General features: G+C 57.1%; 16 protein-coding genes. 10 read left to right on the top strand and 6 right to left on the bottom strand.

The window, feature by feature from the left end; genetic code table 11:
- The first annotated feature begins 433 nt into the window (after positions 1 to 433).
- Both AC6I8R_RS23630 and AC6I8R_RS23625 read left to right on the top strand, forming a co-directional pair.
- On the top strand, positions 434 to 1,810 hold the full coding sequence (locus AC6I8R_RS23630; protein ID WP_415172997.1) for an aldehyde dehydrogenase family protein: 1,377 nt from the start codon (positions 434 to 436) through the stop codon (positions 1,808 to 1,810).
- A gap of 55 nt (positions 1,811 to 1,865) precedes the next feature.
- The gene (locus AC6I8R_RS23625; RefSeq protein WP_415172998.1) at positions 1,866 to 2,438 is read left to right on the top strand and encodes a nucleotidyltransferase family protein; all 573 of its coding nucleotides are present in this window, start codon (positions 1,866 to 1,868) and stop codon (positions 2,436 to 2,438) included.
- Here AC6I8R_RS23625 and AC6I8R_RS23620 read toward each other — a convergent pair.
- From AC6I8R_RS23620 to AC6I8R_RS23600, 5 genes are all read right to left on the bottom strand, one after another.
- Positions 2,422 to 3,393, bottom strand: a complete 972-nt coding sequence (locus AC6I8R_RS23620) for an XdhC family protein (protein WP_415172999.1) — start codon at positions 3,391 to 3,393, stop codon at positions 2,422 to 2,424. The genes AC6I8R_RS23625 and AC6I8R_RS23620 overlap by 17 nt on opposite strands.
- A gap of 14 nt (positions 3,394 to 3,407) precedes the next feature.
- On the bottom strand, positions 3,408 to 6,974 hold the full coding sequence (locus AC6I8R_RS23615; RefSeq protein WP_415173000.1) for a molybdopterin cofactor-binding domain-containing protein: 3,567 nt from the start codon (positions 6,972 to 6,974) through the stop codon (positions 3,408 to 3,410).
- Positions 6,971 to 7,498 (bottom strand): (2Fe-2S)-binding protein, encoded by a 528-nt coding sequence (locus AC6I8R_RS23610; RefSeq protein WP_415173024.1) that lies wholly within the window; start codon positions 7,496 to 7,498, stop codon positions 6,971 to 6,973. Before AC6I8R_RS23610 ends, AC6I8R_RS23615 begins: the two co-directional genes overlap by 4 nt.
- 44 nt (positions 7,499 to 7,542) lie before the next feature.
- Positions 7,543 to 8,004 (bottom strand): MarR family winged helix-turn-helix transcriptional regulator, encoded by a 462-nt coding sequence (locus tag AC6I8R_RS23605; RefSeq protein WP_208726053.1) that lies wholly within the window; start codon positions 8,002 to 8,004, stop codon positions 7,543 to 7,545.
- Positions 8,005 to 8,082: 78 nt separating this feature from the next.
- Positions 8,083 to 9,135, bottom strand: a complete 1,053-nt coding sequence (locus AC6I8R_RS23600; RefSeq protein ID WP_208726051.1) for a 2,5-dihydroxypyridine 5,6-dioxygenase NicX family protein — start codon at positions 9,133 to 9,135, stop codon at positions 8,083 to 8,085.
- 313 nt (positions 9,136 to 9,448) lie between these two features.
- Here AC6I8R_RS23600 and AC6I8R_RS23595 point away from each other — a divergent pair, with 313 nt between their 5' ends.
- From AC6I8R_RS23595 to AC6I8R_RS23560, 8 genes are all read left to right on the top strand, one after another.
- Positions 9,449 to 10,594, top strand: coding sequence for an FAD-dependent monooxygenase (locus AC6I8R_RS23595; protein WP_415173001.1), 1,146 nt, complete (start codon positions 9,449 to 9,451; stop codon positions 10,592 to 10,594).
- A complete protein-coding gene (locus tag AC6I8R_RS23590; RefSeq protein WP_415173002.1) occupies positions 10,594 to 11,415 on the top strand; it encodes an alpha/beta fold hydrolase in 822 nt (273 codons plus the stop codon). The genes AC6I8R_RS23595 and AC6I8R_RS23590 overlap by 1 nt, the downstream gene beginning before the upstream one ends.
- Positions 11,412 to 12,164, top strand: coding sequence for a maleate cis-trans isomerase family protein (locus AC6I8R_RS23585; RefSeq protein ID WP_497833049.1), 753 nt, complete (start codon positions 11,412 to 11,414; stop codon positions 12,162 to 12,164). The genes AC6I8R_RS23590 and AC6I8R_RS23585 overlap by 4 nt, the downstream gene beginning before the upstream one ends.
- Before the next feature lie 11 nt (positions 12,165 to 12,175).
- The gene (locus AC6I8R_RS23580) at positions 12,176 to 12,814 is read left to right on the top strand and encodes an N-carbamoylsarcosine amidohydrolase (RefSeq protein WP_497833048.1); all 639 of its coding nucleotides are present in this window, start codon (positions 12,176 to 12,178) and stop codon (positions 12,812 to 12,814) included.
- A 104-nt stretch (positions 12,815 to 12,918) separates the two neighbouring features.
- A complete protein-coding gene (locus AC6I8R_RS23575) occupies positions 12,919 to 14,229 on the top strand; it encodes an MFS transporter (protein ID WP_208726036.1) in 1,311 nt (436 codons plus the stop codon).
- A 247-nt stretch (positions 14,230 to 14,476) separates the two neighbouring features.
- Complete coding sequence (locus tag AC6I8R_RS23570) at positions 14,477 to 15,751, top strand: nucleoside permease (protein ID WP_208726035.1); 1,275 nt, start codon at positions 14,477 to 14,479, stop codon at positions 15,749 to 15,751.
- Positions 15,752 to 15,768: 17 nt separating this feature from the next.
- Positions 15,769 to 16,794: an ADP-ribosylglycohydrolase family protein gene (locus AC6I8R_RS23565; protein WP_497833067.1), complete on the top strand. Its 1,026-nt coding sequence runs from the start codon at positions 15,769 to 15,771 to the stop codon at positions 16,792 to 16,794.
- Positions 16,778 to 17,758, top strand: a complete 981-nt coding sequence (locus tag AC6I8R_RS23560; RefSeq protein WP_497833047.1) for a PfkB family carbohydrate kinase — start codon at positions 16,778 to 16,780, stop codon at positions 17,756 to 17,758. Before AC6I8R_RS23565 ends, AC6I8R_RS23560 begins: the two co-directional genes overlap by 17 nt.
- On the opposite strand, the gene AC6I8R_RS23555 is transcribed toward AC6I8R_RS23560, so the two are convergent.
- Positions 17,745 to 18,488, bottom strand: a complete 744-nt coding sequence (locus tag AC6I8R_RS23555) for a GntR family transcriptional regulator (RefSeq protein WP_415173006.1) — start codon at positions 18,486 to 18,488, stop codon at positions 17,745 to 17,747. The two genes, AC6I8R_RS23560 and AC6I8R_RS23555, sit on opposite strands and share 14 nt — an antisense overlap.
- Positions 18,489 to 18,578: the final 90 nt, after the last annotated feature.

Below are 18,578 nucleotides of genomic sequence, written 5' to 3'. Positions count from 1 at the left end.
ATTACAGTGAACATTAACACTGTTTATAGTGAACATTCTACTGGCTATAGTGAATAAAGTGCTGATTACAGTGAATACTTTGCTGATTATAGTGAACACGATCACCTTCTCAGCCCTTGTCCGGTGCGGCCTGCGACGATCCGGGATCTCTTAGGATCTCTTTAAGATCTATCTATGATCTTTCTTAGAGATCTAATCACTGTATAACTGAATAACTCTCAGAAAAATCCGCTGCATAGCAGACCAATCGCATATTCAGAAGCGGCAATGTCAGGGCGATATATTCAGGATCCAAACATTAGCGCGCTGCAAGCGACACTTCATCGTATTCATTTGCAGAGAAGAACTTCCTCATTAATATTCATTTTTCATCACTCCTGCCCAGGCGTAAGGTGGTTGCCAATCACCAGACAAACTTACGATGAAGGCACTTATGACTGACAATGTAATCTCACGCAATCCCACCAACGGCGAGATCCTTGCAAACTGGCCGCTGCAAAACCCTGCTGAACTGGAAACAGCATTACAACAAAGCGCTCAGGCCTTCAGCCAGTGGCGTAATACCAGCATGGAACAGCGCGTGAAAGTCCTGCGTCAGCTTGGCGAGCAAATTCGTCAGCGCCAGGACGAACTGGCGAGAATGGCAACGCTCGAAATGGGCAAACCGATTGCGCAAGCGCGTGCTGAAGTCCTGAAATGCGCCAACCTGTGTGACTGGTATGCTGAGCAAGGCCCGGCAATGCTGGCAGACAAACCTACGCTTGTGGAAAACCAACAGGCATGGCAGGCATTTCGTCCACTGGGTGTGATCCTGGCAGTGATGCCGTGGAACTTCCCTTACTGGCAGGTTCTGCGTGGAGCCGTCAGCATGTTGCTGGCAGGAAACACCTACCTGTTGAAACATGCACCCAGCGTAATGGGTTGTGCCAATCTGATCACCAGCCTGTTTGATGCGACCGATTTGCCTGAAGGAGCCTTCACTGTCATTAACGTGGATAACGATGGCGTCTCCATCGCCATCAAAGATCCACGTATCGCTGCGGTGGCGGTCACCGGCAGCGTACGTGCCGGGGGAGCTATTGCCGCACAAGCCGGAGCTGCACTGAAAAAAACCGTGCTGGAATTGGGTGGTGCCGATCCCTTTATCGTCCTTGCCGATGCTGATTTGGATGCCGCAGTGGCCTCAGCGGTCACAGGACGCTACCAGAACACCGGACAGGTGTGTATGGCAGCCAAACGCTTCATCATCGAAGAAAGTGTCTCACAAGCCTTTGAGGCGCGTTTTAGCGCAGCGGTACAGGCACTGAAAATCGGTGATCCGCTGGAGGAGACAACCTATATCGGACCGATGGCGCGTTATGACCTGCGTGATGAGCTGGATCGACAGGTACAGCAAAGCATCGCTGAAGGTGCACGCGTGGTGCTGGGTGGCCATAAAATTGAAGGAGTGGGTAACTACTATGCCCCAACGATCCTCGCCGATGTCACGCCTGAGATGACAGCTTTCCGTCAGGAGATCTTTGGTCCCGTGGCCGCCATCACCGTTGCCCGCGATGCGCAACATGCGCTGGAGCTGGCAAACAACAGCGAGTTTGGCCTCAGCGCCACCATCTGGAGCGGTAACGAAGCACTGGCAAACGAACTGGCAAGCCAACTGGAAACCGGTGCGGTATTTATTAACGGCAATGGCGCATCGGATCCGCGTGTCGCTATCGGTGGTGTGAAGAAAAGCGGCTATGGCCGTGAATTGTCCAGCTTTGGTGTCTACGAGTTCTGCAACATCCAGACGGTATGGAAAAATCGTCGCTAATCATAACGGGGCGCGCGATACTGTGCGCCCCGACTCAGTCATGATAGATCCTCAGATGAACACACCCGGAATTATCATTCTTGCCGCCGGATTGGGGGCTCGATTTGCTCGCGCCGGAGGGCTGGGCAATAAGCTGCTGGCTCCACAGCAGAACCAACAACCGCTGCTGGCCTTAACCCTGCAACAGGCGCAGAACTCTGGTTTGCCATTGCTGGTGGTTACCCGTCCTGAATATCACGCGATCCTCGATCTTGCACAACAACGCCACATTCCGGCGATCACCGTTGCCAGCAATGGCAGTGGCGAAAGCATCGCGGCGGCGGTTCGCCACACCAGAAACTGGCAGGGTTGGCTGATTCAACCGGGCGATATGGCATGGGTAACGGCAGAGGATCATCGTTGTGTAGCCGAGGCGCTGGCCGCAGGTGCTCAGCAGGTTCGGTTATGCTGGGACCAACAGCCAGGGCACCCGGTGGGATTTGCCACGGGTTATGGTCAGGCGTTGAGTGAGTTAACCGGTGATAATGGCGCACGCGCACTGCTGGAGCCGGGCATCCTGCAAACCATCCGCGCGCACGCCGGTGTCATTCGGGATGCAGACCTGCCGGAACCTACAAACCGTTCCTGACGCGAACAATATCTGCCAGCGTTGCCAGCGCAATCTCACCAGGGGTTTTGCTGCCAATTGGCAGGCCGATCGGCGCATGAATGCGCGCCAGCGCCTGATCCGATAATCCCCCCAGTTCAGCCAGACGTTGCAGACGTTTCTGGCTATTTTTTGCCGATCCCATCGCGCCAATGTAAAACGCCGGGGTATGCACCGCTTCCATCAGCGTTAAATCATCAACCCGTGGATCGTGAGTCAGGCAGAGGATCGCCGTTCCTGCCGACGCCCCCGACTGCTCCAGATAACGTGCCGGATGCAGCTGAACGCAATGGAGATTTTCACAGCTTCCCAACGCCGCCTGGAGTTGTTCGAATTCAGCATCACGATGTTCACACACCACCACGCGGAAACCGAGCATCAGCGCCAGACGGATACAGTCACTGGCGACAGCAGAATATCCGGCGATCAACACCGTGGTCACTGCGCCAACCGGGAGCACCACGCTGTCATCGTCATACCTGAGCGAGGGCAGGGGAGCGCCTTGCGCCAGGGGCTGCCACTCATGATCGCAGCCGAGGGTGATATAACGCGTCAGCAACGGACCGCCACTCAATGCCTGCTGCATGGCACGCAACAACGCCAGAGAATGTTCCTGCGGTTCAAGGCGTTCCACCAGCACATCCAGTACGCCGCCACAGGGAAGCTGAACCGGAGGCGCCAATCCCTCTGCGCCATAACGCACCCGTTCACTGGCGCGCGGATACGCGCCCTGTTGTACCCGTGCCAGGAAATCTTCCTCGATACAGCCGCCCGAGAGTGAACCGCTCCAGTGACCGTCAGCATCTGCCACCAGCATCGCCCCTGGCGAACGCGGCGCCGATCCCCAGCTATGCAGTACGGTGCACAGCCAGATCACCTTGCCTTGTTGCAACCACAGCAGCCCCTGGTCAATCACACGTTGATCGAGTGACAACATACCTTTCCTCCACCTCAGTGACTGCTGGGATTCGCGCGTACCTGCGCCACTTTTTCCGTTAAGTCAGCCCAGGCGGGTTCATCCGGGGCGTAACGCTGGCGCAGATATGCGGCGATATCAGCGACCTGCTTATCGGAAAGACTGGCGGCGAAGCCCGGCATATAACCCAGATCATCGGTGGCCGGTTTATCAATCCCGTGTAGCACCACCTGCAACAGGTTATCCGGTGTGGCGCTGGTCAGACTGCTGCTGTTCGCCATAGAAGGACTGACGCCAAACAGCTTCGGCCCCCCTTCGCTGGCACTATGACAGGCCTGGCAAGCACCCTTGAACAGGCGTTCCCCGGCGGCGGTGTTCCATGCGGGTTGCGCCAAAGGTTGTGCCACGGGCGCAGGCGTCTGACCATTGATATCCGCCAGATAGCTCGCCATCGCTCGCACATCCGCCTCCGGCAGCGTCGCCAGATGACTCACCACCGGTGCCATTGGCCCGGCCGCCACGCCATGTTTGTCGTCGTAACCGTTGCGCAGATAGTTGTAAAGTGATGCCGCCGTCCAGGGCTGCGGTGATTTACTCAATTGATTGAGTGCCGGAGCTTCCCAGCCATCAACCCAGCCGCCAGCAAGGAACTGATCGCCGCCTTTTTCTGCCCCCATCACATTGCGGGGTGAATGGCAGGCACCGCAGTGACCCGCGCCATTCACCAGATACGCCCCGCGATTCCATTCGGCACTTTTGCTGGGATCGTTCTGGTATTCGCCGGTGCGCAGATAAAGCGTATTCCAGCCAGCCATCAGGAAACGCATATTAAATGGAAAACGCATCTCATTAGCGGGCGGAGCCTGCTCCACTGCCGGTTGTGACATCAGGTAGGCGTATAACGCCTGCATATCGCCTTCACTCAGCTGACGGAATGACGTATAGGGAAACGCCGGGTAGAGATGATGCCCGTCGCGGCTGATGCCCTGGCGCATCGCCCGGTCAAAGGCGTTAAACGACCAGTTACCGATGCCGGTTTTTTTATCCGGGGTGATGTTGGTGGTGTAGAGCGTGCCAAATGGCGTATCCATCTTCAGCCCGCCGGCATTGGTGGCACCGCCTTCGGTGGTGTGGCACACCGCGCAGTCTCCGGCTGCCGCTACCTGACGCCCTCGTTCCAGCATCTCCAGCGACCAGCTCCCTGCCGCAGGCGGGGTAACCGGCGCGATAGCCGCACGCCACGGCAGGGCGTTAGTGGCGATGCCAATTGCTGCACCAAGTAATCCCGCCGCGCTACCAAACGCCCATTTGCGACGGCGCGTGGTTTTGTTACGCGCCGGCGCAGGCAGTTGTGGTTCAGGCTGTGGATCCGGTCCGTTGAGCGCCTGGCGCAGTTTATCTGAGGTGATCGGCAACTCGCGAAAACGGATACCGGTGGCATCAAATACCGCATTGGCGATGGCGGCGGCACTGGGCACCGAAGCTGACTCACCCGCGCCAAGCGGCGGCTCATACGGACGCGGCATCATCATCACATCGATATCCGGTACCTCCGGGAAGGTGAGGATCGGATAGCTACCCCATTCCTGACTGGCGATCATGTTGCTCTCGATCGTCACCTGTTCTTTCAACACGCGGCTGGTGGACTGAATCACGTTACCGTGGATCTGGTGCTTCACGCCGTCGGGATTGACCATCATGCCCGCGTCATGGCCGACGGTAATGCGCGTAACGGCAATCTCGCCGCTCTGCTTATCAATCGCCACATCGGCGACCCACGCCGCCCAGGCGGCGCCAAAGCCGGGAAATTTGCTGTGAATATAACGTGCATAGGCGAAGCCACGGCCACGTAACACGCCGGGTTCGCTGCTGCTTTGCATCGGTTCGGTGCGTGGTGTCCAGCCTGCGCGATCGGCGGTCGAGCGGATCAGCTCAGCCGCACGTTCGTCCTGGATATAGCGCAAGCGATATTCGACCGGATCGACCCCGGCTGCGTGCGCCAGTTCATCCATATAGGATTCGTGGGCGAAGGTATTAGGCAATGCCGAAACGCCGCGCATCCATGAAGCGCGCACAATCGGTGCCATATCTTCAATGGTGACGCGCATATGCGGAAAGTCGTAGGGTGGGATCGAGGTGCGGTCGCCCATCTCGTAGGCCAGCGCTACCGGGTCCACTCGCCCGGTCAACAGCAACGCCAGGGTTGGTGCGCCGTTGGAAGGGTAGGAGGTGGTGAAATCGTACACCTGCGGATTACCCTCAGCATCGAGGCCGCCATCCACATCCATCAACTGCGCGGTACCTTTCGGTTCCCAGACGTGTTCCTGGGCGCGCGTTAACTGGACGCGCACCGGCTGGCCTACGGCACGGGACAACAGCGCGGCATCGGCGGCGACATCATCGGCGCAGTTGCGGCCATAACAACCCGCCGCCTCCATGCGGTTCACTTCAATGTCACTTTCCGGCATCTCAAACAGCCAGGCGAGATCGGCGCGCAGCAGATGGGGGTTCTGTGTGCCGCTCCACACCTGCAAGCCAACCGCATCAAAGGCGGCGACCGCACAGGAAGGACCGATAGAACCGTGTAGCTGATAAGGCCAGACATAGTTGCGGGTAAAGCGTTGCGCGACATTATCCAGAGCGGCGTCCACCTCGCCAGTGTCGTGTACCACGCGCGAGGTGCGCGGATTATCGCGAATCGCTTTTTCCACGTCGCGCATATCCGGCAGCATATGCTCCCAGGGTTTCCAGCGTACTTTCAGGGTTTCCATCGCGGCGATGGCCTGATCTTCGCGTTCGGCGACTACGCCAACAAAATCGGCGATTTGCACCACTTTGACGATGCCTTCCAGATGGGCAATCGAACTTTCATCGATGCTGAGAAGCGAGGTCCCGACGAATTGCCCGGTGTCATAACCGGCATAAGGTGGGCGGATCACGCGACCATGCAGCATGCCCGGCAGACGCATATCGTGCACCCAGGTCAGTTCGCCGGTGGCTTTGCCCGGAATATCGACACGTTGTGAGCTGGTGCCCACCAGCCGGTATTCGCTGGCGGGTTTCAGCGGAGCATCATCTGAAATACGTAACTGGCAGCGCTGACCGTTAACCAGTTCGGCAAAATTCAGGGCGGTGCCATTGGCCAGGCGGAATTCTCCGGCATCCAGCGATAACTCGGCTTCGCCTACCTGTAAACGCGCTGCTGCCTGTTGCGTCAGCCAGCGGCGTGCTTCAGCGGCGGCTTTACGCAGCGGGACGGCGGATATCTGTAAGGTGGCGCTGGCGATGGTCGCGCCCTGATTGGGTACGCGCAACGTATCGCCCAGCACCATCTGTACCTGGTCCATACGCAGGTTGAGTTCTTCGGCAACGATTTGCGTCAGCGAGGTTTTCACCCCGGTACCAAGATCGACATGGCCGTTAAAAGCCCACACTTTGCCTTCGCCATCGATGGCGATAAACAACGCCAGTTCTTTGGGTTTGAGGGTGGGGGTCTGGCCTTTTGGCACCAGTCCGGGTGGTGGCTGGATCTCATCGACGATCAGCAGCACATTGTCAGCCGCCAGCAGTTGTTGCTGGGTGGGTACATCGGCATGGCTCATGGCTGCTCCTCCGCCTGTTGCAGGCAGAGTTGCACTGCGCGCTTCACCGCGCAGAGGATCTCCTGATGGGTGCCGCAGCGGCACAGATTGCCGCTCAGGGCGGAACGAATTTGTTGGTCGCTGGGGCAGGGGAGATCGCGCAACAACGCGGCGGTGGTCATGATCATGCCATTCAGGCAGTAGCCGCATTGTGCGGCCTGTTCTTCGATAAACGCCTGCTGCACCGGATGCAGCGCGTCACGGCTGCCTAAGCCTTCCAGGGTGGTGATAGCGCGCTGCCGCACGCCAAACGCCGGGATCACGCAGGCACGCGCGGCAACGCCATCAATCATCACGGTACAGGCACCGCATTCGCCCAGCCCGCAGCCATATTTCGGACCGTTAAGGGATAATTCATTACGCAGTACCAGCAATAACGAGGTGTCGCGATAGCTGGTGACTTCTCTCTCTTCGCCGTTAACCTTCAATGAATAACAGCGTAAACCTGCAGGTGAAACTGTCGTGGCAGACTGTTGTGCCATCATTTTCATTATTGACCGCCTTACCGAGGCGGCTCACTCGCCCCGGGTTATGACTGGCTCGTGTCGTCCAGCATTTTCCTGAGCAGATAAACCAGCGCGACTCGTTCGGCTGGATTCAACTGCCCATACGTCATTTCAGTAATGCGAACTGCGTTATCGGTGGTGTGCTGAATCAGCGCCTGTCCCGGCTCTGTCAGCATCACAATCACCTTGCGTTTGTCGGTGGGATCAGGGCCAAGACTGACCAGATCGCGCGCCTTTAAACGTTCAACCACGCCGCGGATGGTGGCCTGATCGACAGCGGTGTAACGCACTAAATCGTTCTGCGCGCTGGGACCGTGGTCGCGCAGTGCGCAAAGCGTAATAAATTGCACCGCCGTGATCTGTGAATCACCCACATGTTGTTGAAAAATCGCCACATGGCGCTGGTAAACCTTGCGCAGCAGATGGCCAACCTGTTGGGTGTAGTCGTAATTGTCTTCCGTGGGGGAAGTGTGGTCGTGCGACATAAAAAGGTCCTTTTTCCCGGATACTGCCAGGCAGTGTAATGCATTGTCACTGCGCTGACAGCCGCTCCCTGCGTATGATTAACGTGCGCGTGAGGCTTCGGGTGCCACCACTTCGCCTTCGGCGACCACCAGCAGATCATCAACTTTGATGTCACAACGGCGCAGCGCGATATCCATATGGCATGGCGTTTTACGTTTGCCGCCCACTTCGGTGTTCGGACCGGTGGAGAACAGGAAGTTGCCGTAAAACGCGCGTGCATCCATACACATGCCGTCGTTTTTGTCGTGCAGGCCCATAGCGGTCCACTGTGCGCGTGGCTGTAATCCCCAGCCGATATGTGAAATGCCATACACTTCCGGGTCGTTGAAATAGCTCATGTAATCACGCAGGTATTCCGCTTCGAAGCCACCGTGAATCTTTGTCACAAAGCCTTTCTCGATTTCCAGCGTGATGCGTTCACGGGCATAGGATTTAAACGGCAGCAGGATATCTCCCACTTCCAGCACCAGCACCCCTTCCGCCTGATCTTCGTTCGGCCAGGTGAACAGGAAACCGCTCGGCCAATGGTCCCAGCGGCCCGGTTCATCGGCATAACCGTACTCGGTCACCGTCGGATACTGTCCCAGCGGGGCACGGAAATCGCTGCCGGCCTGAGATTTCACCGTCATCATGCGCGCTTTCTCCAGCACCGCGGCCGCGGCCAGCACACGCGACTTGTCCTCTTCCGTTGGCAACATTCGTGCCAACACTTCCGGGGGTTCAACTGCCAGCAGGATACGGGTACCGGTTTTCAGGATCTGTTCCTGCTCCGGTGAGTGCAGCAACATCATGGTATCGACAATCAGGTCTGCCGCTTCCAGCGCGCGTTGCGCCGCAATGTTGCCGGTTAACGCGGTATCGCCGCAGTAGGCGGTCATGTCGTTGCCCATCGCGGTGGGATGATTAAAGGCTGGCAGTTCCACGCAATACACTTTCGCGCCCAATCGTAGTGCAGCATCGGTCGCGGCCTGCACGGTGCGTGCATCAGAATAGTGACTTTTCAGAATGGCGACGCTTTGTGTGGCATCGACTTTCGACAGACGTAACACCTGCTCAAACATCTGTCCTAACTGACTCTGGTTAACTGCCATTGCGGGTTCCTCTCGGGTTCGATGTTGTTGTCTAAAACTTCATCTTTTTATAGCGAATACGCTAGATATATTTGTTATAGACGTGTTGCGAAGAAGAGTGCAAGCATTTCTTTTTGTCATAAGAAAAGCCTATTTAACGCAGCCTGTATGCTGTGATTAACATCATGACATGCAGTTTTCACCACAATAACCATTGCAATTCACAAAAAAATAACGCCAATAATTATAGCGTACACACTAGATAATTTGAGCGGGGCTAGAAACCAATACCGCAGGTGTACCTTCAAATCAGCGTGAGTTTTGAGAGGAAAATATGAGCAATATGAAACGCATTGCGATCGTTGGCGCAGGTCTTGGTGGCCTGGCTGCTGGCTCGTTGTTACAGAAAGCGGGCTTCAATGTGCAGGTTTACGAACAGAGTCCGGCGTTTTCACGTCTCGGTGCGGGCATCCATATGGGACCGAACGTCCTGAAAGTGTTCCGTCGCATGGGGATCGAACAACAGCTGGAAGATCTGGCCTCACATCCGGATTTTTGGTTCAGTCGCGATGGCGAAACCGGTGAATACCTCTCGCGCATTCCGCTGGGTGAATTTGCGCGCAAGGAGTACGGCGCAGCATACGTCACCGTTCATCGCGGTGATTTACAGGCGATGCAGATGACCAGCCTGGAGCCGGGTTCGGTCCACTTTGGCAAATGCCTGAGCAGCGTGGAAGACAGCGGCAGCGATGTGGTACTGCGTTTCCAGGATGGTAGCGAAGAACGCGCCGATATCGTGATTGGTGCCGATGGTATCAACTCCAAACTGCGCGAACACCTGCTGGGCGTGGAAGCACCGACCTACAGCGGCTGGGTGGCGCACCGCGCGTTGATCCGTGGCGAACAACTGCGTAAGTACAACCTCGATTTTGAAGATTGCGTGAAATGGTGGTCGGAAGATCGTCACCTGATGGTGTACTACACCACCAAATCTCGCGATGAATACTACTACGTCTCTGGCGTGCCGCATCCGGCGTGGGATTTCAAAGGTAGCTTTGTCGACAGCAGCCAGCAGGAGATGCTGGAAACTTTCGGCCATTACCATCCGGTGGTGCAGGCGCTGATTGAATGCAGCGAAAACGTCACCAAGTGGCCGCTGCTCAACCGCCAGCCGCTGCCGGTGTGGAGTGAAGGGCGCATTGTGTTGTTGGGTGATGCCTGCCATCCGATGAAACCGCATATGGCACAGGGTGCCGCGATGGCGATCGAAGACGCCGCCATGCTGGCACGTTGCCTGACAGAAACCGGCCTGGAAGATTACAGCACCGCCTTCCGCCTGTATGAAGTTAACCGCAAAGAACGCGCTTCGCGCGTGCAGTCGGTGTCGAACGCCAACACCTTCCTGCGCACGCAGGAAGATCCGGCCTGGGTGTACGGCTACGATGTCTTCGCCGCACCGCTGAAAAGCGAGGGGGCGTGATGAGCACGTTTGTCAGCGGTGGCCAGGTGCAGGCGAACGGCATTCGCCAGCACTATCTGCGTTATGGCGGGAAAGGCCCGACTCTGATTCTGGTACCGGGTATCACCAGCCCGGCGATTACCTGGGGTTTTGTCGCGGAAGTATTTGGTCAGCAATTTGATACCTGGGTGCTGGATGTGCGTGGACGCGGTTTATCCAGCAGCGGTGAGGGGCTGGACTACGGCACCGAAAGCTGCGCCGACGATATTAACGCCTTCGCTGAGGCTCTGGGACTGACGCAGTACCACCTGGTCGGCCATTCAATGGGGGCGCGTTTTATCATGCGTGCTGCGGTGAAACAGCCAGACAGCGTGTTGTCGTTGTCACTGATTGATCCGCCAGTGTCGGGACCGGGCCGTCGTCTCTATCCGGGCCAGTGGCCGTGGTATCAGGACTCGATCCGCGAGGCGGAGCAGGGCATGGACGCGGAAGCGATGAAAAAATATTGCCCGAGCTGGACGGAAGAACAACGTCAGTTGCGCGCCGAGTGGCTGCACACCTGCTACGAACCGGCCATCCGTCGTGCCTACGACGATTTTCATCAGCTCGATATCCACCAATATTTTCGCCAGTTGCCCGCTAAAACCCTGCTGATGGTGGCGGGCAAAGGTGGCGTGATCCTGGCGGAAGATGAGGCCGAGATCCGCGAACTGCTGCCCTCAATTGAAATCGCTCACGTTGAAAATGCCGGACATATGATCCCCTGGGATGACTTCCCCGGCTTCTTCGCTGCCTTTGGTACCTTCCTCGGCGCAACCCTGCAACCGGAGATTCAGTCATGACCCGCCAGTACCGTATCGGCCAAATTGTGCCGAGTTCCAACATTACGATGGAAACTGAAATTCCTGCCATGTTGCAGGCTCGCCAGTTGATCCGCCCGGAGCGCTTTACCTTCCACTCCAGCCGCATGCGTATGAAGCACGTCAACAAAGATGAACTGGCGGCGATGGATAAGGAGTCGGACCGCTGCGCGCTGGAACTGTCGGACGCCAAAGTTGATGTGCTGGGATACGCCTGCCTGGTGGCGATCATGGCGATGGGCCCCGGTTATCACCGTCAGTCACAGGCGCGTCTTACCGCGGTCACACGAGAAAATGACGCGCTGGCACCGGTGATCACCAGTGCCGGAGCGCTGGTGGATGCGCTGCATATCATGGGTGCGAAAAAGATCGCTCTGGTCGCGCCCTATATGAAACCGCTTACCGAGCTGGTGGTGGATTATATCCAGCGCGAAGGGATTGAGGTGAAAGTGTGGCGCGCGCTGGAGATTGCCGATAACCTCGCGGTCGCTCGTCATGACCCGAACAATCTGCCGGGCATTGTCGCAGACATGCCGCTCGATGATGTCGATGTAGTGGTGCTGTCGGCCTGCGTACAGATGCCTTCACTGCCGGCGGTCGCCAAAGTGGAAGCACAAACCGGTAAGCCGGTGATTACTGCGGCGATCGCCACCACGTACGCGCTGCTGAAAGCGCTGGATCTGGAGCCGGTAGTACCCGGTGCCGGTGCGTTGTTGTCCGGTGCCTGGTAAGGAGCGAACTGATGACACAAAGCGCCAGTGACAACTATGCCGGTGTCTGGGGCAACCGCATCGGCTTTGGCAAGCGTCCGGCCCTGCTGATGATCGATTTTTTGCAAGGTTACACCACGCCGGGTGCCCCGCTGTTTGCACCGGGGGTGGTGGATGCGGTCCAGGAAGCGGAAGCCTTGCTGGCAACCGCACGCCGCTGCGGCATTCCGGTGATCCATACCCAAATCCGTTATCACCCGCAGCATCAACGTGATGGTGGCATCTGGGTACAGAAAGCGCCGGTGATGCGCGACATGGTGGAGGGCAATCCACTGGCGGCGTTCTGCCCCGGCGTGCTGCCGCTCGCGGATGAGGTGGTGATCACCAAGCAATATGCCAGCGCGTTTTTTGGCACCGCACTGGCATCGCTGCTGGTGACGGAAGGTATCGACACCCTGATCATCGCCGGGTGTTCCACCAGCGGCTGCGTGCGCGCCAGCGCCGTGGACGCGTTGCAGTACGGCTTTCGCGCGATGGTGGTACGTGAATGCGTGGGCGATCGCCACGCAGCGCCGCATGAAGCCAACCTGTTTGATATCGACAGTAAGTACGGCGATGTGGTGTCCAAAGCCACCACGCTGGAATATCTCGGACAGTTCAGCGCCCGTTAAGGGCGCTTATTCACCTGCACGGAGTGCGCAGACACAACAGGTTTCACGGTCAGTGAAACGCATAACAACACGCCCATCAGGGTTTATTGCGCCCGGAGAAAATCATGACTGTTGCTACAACCCGTCCTGCTGTGCTGGCAGCCGAGGACACTGCCGCGATTTACCGCAAGATCACCTGGAAACTGATTCCTTTTCTCTGTTTATGTTATCTGGCAGCGTATCTGGACCGTATCAACATCGGTCTGGCGAAGCTGCAAATGGCCAGCGACCTGTCGCTGAGCGAGACGGCGTTTGGTCTCGGTGCCGGGCTGTTTTTTGTTGGCTACATTCTGTTTGAAGTTCCAAGCAACCTGATTCTGCAACGCGTCGGGGCAAAAATCTGGATCGCGCGCATCATGATTACCTGGGGTTTGCTCTCCACAGCAACCTTACTGGTGCAAACGCCGATGCAGTTCTACATCATTCGTTTTTTACTGGGCGCGGCGGAAGCCGGGTTTCTGCCGGGCGTGTTGTTCTATCTCACTAAATGGTTTCCCTCCTGGCGTCGCAGCCGCATCATCGCGCTGTTTATGATTGGTCTGCCGCTCTCCAGTCTGATTGGCGGACCGCTTTCCGGTTGGATCATGGGCCATTTCCATGAGGTGTACGGGATGCGCGGCTGGCAATGGCTGTTCCTGCTGGAGGGTATCCCGAGCGTGCTGCTGGGGGTGATGACCTTCTGGTTGCTGCCGAATAGCGTGGAAAGCGCCAACTGGCTGAGTGCGGAAGAAAAGCAGGCGGTGCAAAACGACCTCGACAGAGATGAAGGCGAGGCGAAAGGGGTGAAGCATCGCCTGCGTGATGGTCTGCTGAATATCCGCGTGGTGATGCTCGGCGGGATCGACTTCTCCATTCTGCTCAGTGCCTATGCGATGGGCTTCTGGATGCCGACCTTTATTAAAAACGCTGGCACCACCGATATCAGCACCATCGGTTACCTGACGGCCATTCCCAGCCTGGCGGCGTTGATCGGTATGCTGGCCATTGGCAGCAGCTCGGACCGGACGCGTGAACGTCGCTGGCATATCATTGTGCCATTTATCATTGGCGCAGCGGCGATGGGAGCCAGCACCTTTTTCTCCCATAACGTGATGATGACGGTGCTGTTATTCTCGATTGCCCAGGCGATGATCATTGGCGCGGTGCCGGTGTTCTTCAGCCTGCCTGCGACCTTCCTGAAAGGCACGGCGGCAGCGGCCGGGTTTGCGCTGGCCTGCTCCATCGCCAATATCGCCGGACTGGTGAGTAACTCGGTGATGGGGATCGCACTGGATCTTACTGGCAGCGGCAATGGCGCGCTGTGGTTCTTTGCGGTCTGTCTGCTGTTGAGCTGCCTGCTGGTGATCGCTTTACCGGCCAAACTGGTTAACCGTTAATTCCTTCCTTTTCAGCGTGTGATACTGGTTCACACGCTGCCTGCTATAAAAATTCGCGCGATAAATCGCACCGCCACGGGCCAATGCTTACCTGTACCGGCGCGATTTATCGCGCGTTTTATCATCTCCAACCCTGTTAACCATCGGTTAAAATTATGTGGGTGAGGTCAAACTATCAGCTAAAGGTATTATAAAGGTATTGTTAGTGGTGTTAGATTGGTTCTACCAACACCGGGGAGTAAGTTCGATGAAAAATACAATGCCAAAACTGTCGTTCATGATGTTCCTTGAATGGTTTATCTGGGGGGCATGGTTCGTGCCGCTCTGGGCCTTTCTGAGTAAAAATGGCTTCACCCCGATGGAGATTGCCTGGTGCTATGCCTGCACCTCCATCGCCGCCATCCTGTCACCGATTCTGGTTGGCTCGCTGGCAGACCGCTTCTTCCAGGCACAAAAAGTCTTGTCGCTGCTGATGATTGTTGGCGCGATTCTGATGTTCTTCGCTGCGCAACAGACGCACTTCGGCAGCTTCTTCCCGCTGCTGCTGTTATATGCGCTGACCTATATGCCGACCATTGCGCTGACCAACAGCATTGCCTTCTCCCACGTTGGTGATGTTGAACGCGATTATCCACGCGTGCGCGTGATGGGGACCATCGGCTGGATCGCTTCCGGCATTGCCTGCGGCTTCCTGCCGCCGCTGCTTGGTTTTGGCGATATCTCGGCCAGTAATGTTCCGTTGCTGATCACCGCTGCCAGTTCGCTGCTGCTGGGTATCTTTGCCCTGATGTTGCCGGCCACAGAACCGAAAAGCACCGGCAAATTCAGCCTGCGCGTGGCACTCGGTCTGGATGCGTTGCATCTGTTGAAAGATCGTAGCTTCCTCGTGTTCTTTGTCTGCTCGTTCCTGTTCAGCATGCCGCTGGCCTTCTACTACATCTTTGCCGAAGGTTATCTGACCGAAGTGGGTCTGCCGCATGCCACCGGCTGGATGACCCTCGGCCAGGTATCGGAAATCTTTTTCCTGCTGGCGCTGCCGTTCTTTATCAAACGTTTCGGCATCGGCAAAGTGCTGCTGTTGGGACTGGTGACTGCCGCGCTGCGCTATGTCTTCTTCGTGTTCGGCGGCGATCAGAACCTGCTGACCTTCGGCCTGCTGTTTATGGGCATCCTGCTGCATGGCGTCAGCTATGACTTCTACTTCATCACCGCCTACATTTACGTGGATAAGAAAGCGCCGGTAGCGATGCGTAACGCGGCGCAGGGCCTGATTACGCTTGCCTGTCAGGGTATCGGCAGCCTGCTGGGCTACCGTCTTGGCGGCTATCTGATGCAGGAGATGTTTGCTTACGATAAGCCGATCAACGGTCAGACCTTCAACTGGGCCGGGATGTGGATGTTCGGTAGCGTGATGATTGTGATTATCACCCTCGCCTTTATCGTGTTGTTCCGTGACGGCAAAAAACGCAGTGATGAATTAACCGCTTTTGATACTTCAGCACCCGCTGAAAGCCATAAATAAGAGAAGTAGCGATGACAATGACACTCCAGGAAAAACGGATTTTGGGCGCCTTTTATGGCCAGGCACTGGGCGATGCGATGGGTATGCCGTCGGAACTCTGGCCGCGCAGCCGCGTGAAACAGCATTTTGGCTGGATCGATCGCTTTCTGCCTGGCCCGGCCGAAAACAATGCCGCCTGCTATTTTGGCCGGGCGGCCTTTACCGACGACACCTCGATGGCGCTGGCACTGGCCGACGCTATCATCACCCATGATGGCGACATCAATGCCGAAACCATTGGGGCCAATATTTTGCGCTGGGCAGAAGCGTTTGATGCCTTCAACAAAAACGTGCTCGGGCCAACCTCGAAAATTGCCCTCAACGCGTTGAAAGCCGGAACACCCGTCGCGCAACTGGAAAATAACGGCATGACCAACGGCGCAGCGATGCGGGTATCGCCGCTGGGCTGCCTGTTACCGGCGCGCGATCTGGCGGGCTTTATTGATGCCGTGGCGCTGGCGTCCAGCCCGACGCATAAATCCGATGTGGCGATTGCCGGGGCGACGGTTATCGCCTGGGCGGTTTCGCGTGCCATTGATGGGGCAAACTGGGCAACTATCCGCGATGAGTTGCCGTCGATTGCCCGAGCAGCGCAGGAAAAACGTGTCACCACCTTCAGTGCTTCGATGGCGGCGCGCGTGGAACTGGCGTTGCAGGTTGTGGCGCAGGGCAGGGGGACAGAATCGACCCTGCAACAGATTTATGATCTGGTCGGGACGGGGACCAGCACCATTGAATCAGTGCCCGCCGCGATTGCGATGGTGGAACTGGCTGCCTGCGATCCTAACCGCTGCGCCATTCTCTGTGCCAACCTCGGTGGCGACACCGATACCATCGGTGCAATGGCGGTGGCGATTTGCGGCGCCTTGCAGGGGATTGACGGCATCGATCCGGCATTAAAAGCTGAACTGGATGCTGCCAATAATCTGGATTTCACCCGCTACAGCAGTGCTTTCAGTCGTTTCCGTCAGCAGCGTGAGGCCGCCTATGCTGACGCCAGATGATCTGACACGACTGGCTGGTCGCCTGCCGGTTTGCGTGGTGGGTGCGGCGGTGGTGGATGTGATTGCCGATGCTTACTCACTGCCGCATCGCGGCAGTGATATCGAGCTGCATCAGCAGGGCGTCAATGTCGGCGGTTGCGCCCTGAATGTGGCGATTGCGCTGCATCGACTTGGTGTACCGTCGATCAATGCTTTGCCGCTGGGTAACGGCGTCTGGGCCGGGATTGTGCGCCAGAAACTGGTGGAATATGGCATCGAAAGCGTGCTGGAAACGGCATCCGGCGATAACGGTTGGTGCCTGGCGCTGGTGGAGCCGGATGGTGAACGTACCTTTCTTTCGGTCAGCGGCGTGGAAAATCAGTGGGACGCGGCGTTGCTTGATACGCTACCGCAACCGGCGCATCGCTGGATTTATCTCTCCGGTTATCAACTCACCAGTAAAAGTGGCGAGGTGTTGATTAGCTGGCTGGAACGGCAGCCACAACCCTGGCAGCTGCTGGTGGATTTTGGACCTCGCCTGGCGGATATCGCGGATGCACAATTCGCACGTATCATGGCGCTCAATCCACTGATTACAGTGAACAGACAAGAGGCGGAGTTGCTGTGGCGGGAGCGCCTTGGTGCATCTGAACCCTTTGATGCGCATGCGCTGCTGGCGCGCTGGCAGCAACGTTTTGGCAGCGCAATGGTGGTGCGACTCGACAGCGATGGGGCAGGATACAGCGATGCAGCAACCCAGGGTTGGGTGCCTGCGCTGGCGACCACGGTGGTGGATACCATTGGTGCCGGCGACAGCCATGCGGGTGGACTGCTGGCAGGTCTGGCGTCCGGTTGGTCGCTGGCCGACAGCGTGGCGCTGGGCAATGCGGTGGCGTCCTATGTTGTCTCACAGCGCGGTGGGGACTGCGCGCCGGATCGCGCAACGCTGACCGCTTACTGGCAGCAGCGTCTTACTCGGCAATAAACACGTACATATCGCTGCGACAGTAGCTGATGCTGTACTCCAGCGGATTGCCCTGAGCGTCGAGTGCCAGTTGCTTAATCACCAGCACCGGCACATTGGCGGGCAGGGCAATTTGCTGTTGCAGTGCTTCATCCGGCATACGTGCGCTGACACGGCTTTGTGATTTCACCGGCAGGATTTGTCGCTCACGAAAGTAGTCGTACAGCGAGATACCGATATCGTCAGCATCGGCAATCAGCTGGGTTGAAACCCACGACTCTTCCACTGACACCGCCTGTTGATCCACGTAGCGAATGCGTTTCAACTGCCAGACATCGCTGCCATTGTTCAGCCCCAGTTTCTCCGCAATCTCCGCGTTGCAACGGATTTTGCTTTTGTTGATCCACACCGTATCGGGCTTTTTGCCGCGTAATACCGCCTGCTGCGACAAACCTTTGGGTTCTTTCAGCGAATATTCGAACTGGCTACAGATTTGCGTACCGTAGCCACGCGACCGAAACACCACACCCTCTTTTTCCAGTTCATCCATCGCCTTACGCACGGTAATGCGCGAAATTCCCAGCGACTGGCTGAATTCGCGTTCTCCCGGCAGGATCTCTTCATGGACCAGCTGGCCTGCGCGCACCGCGTCTTTAATGGCAGCGGCAAAACGTTTATACAGTGGCGTGCGGCTTTCCTCCGCCAGAATGGCGGCAAGCTGTGCAAACAGGGAACTGTGTTGATGGGTCATACTCAATCCAGAAAACGACAGATCGGGCTATGATACTGAAAATTCGCTGGCTGCGAAGCGGAATTGCGGCGCTACGCATCTTTGTCAGTA

This window comes from Pantoea sp. X-Soil-OKNW-713 (assembly GCF_059730685.1).
The sequence above is the reverse complement of the archived record's forward strand: the minus strand, read 5'-3'. Positions and strand labels throughout refer to the sequence as shown.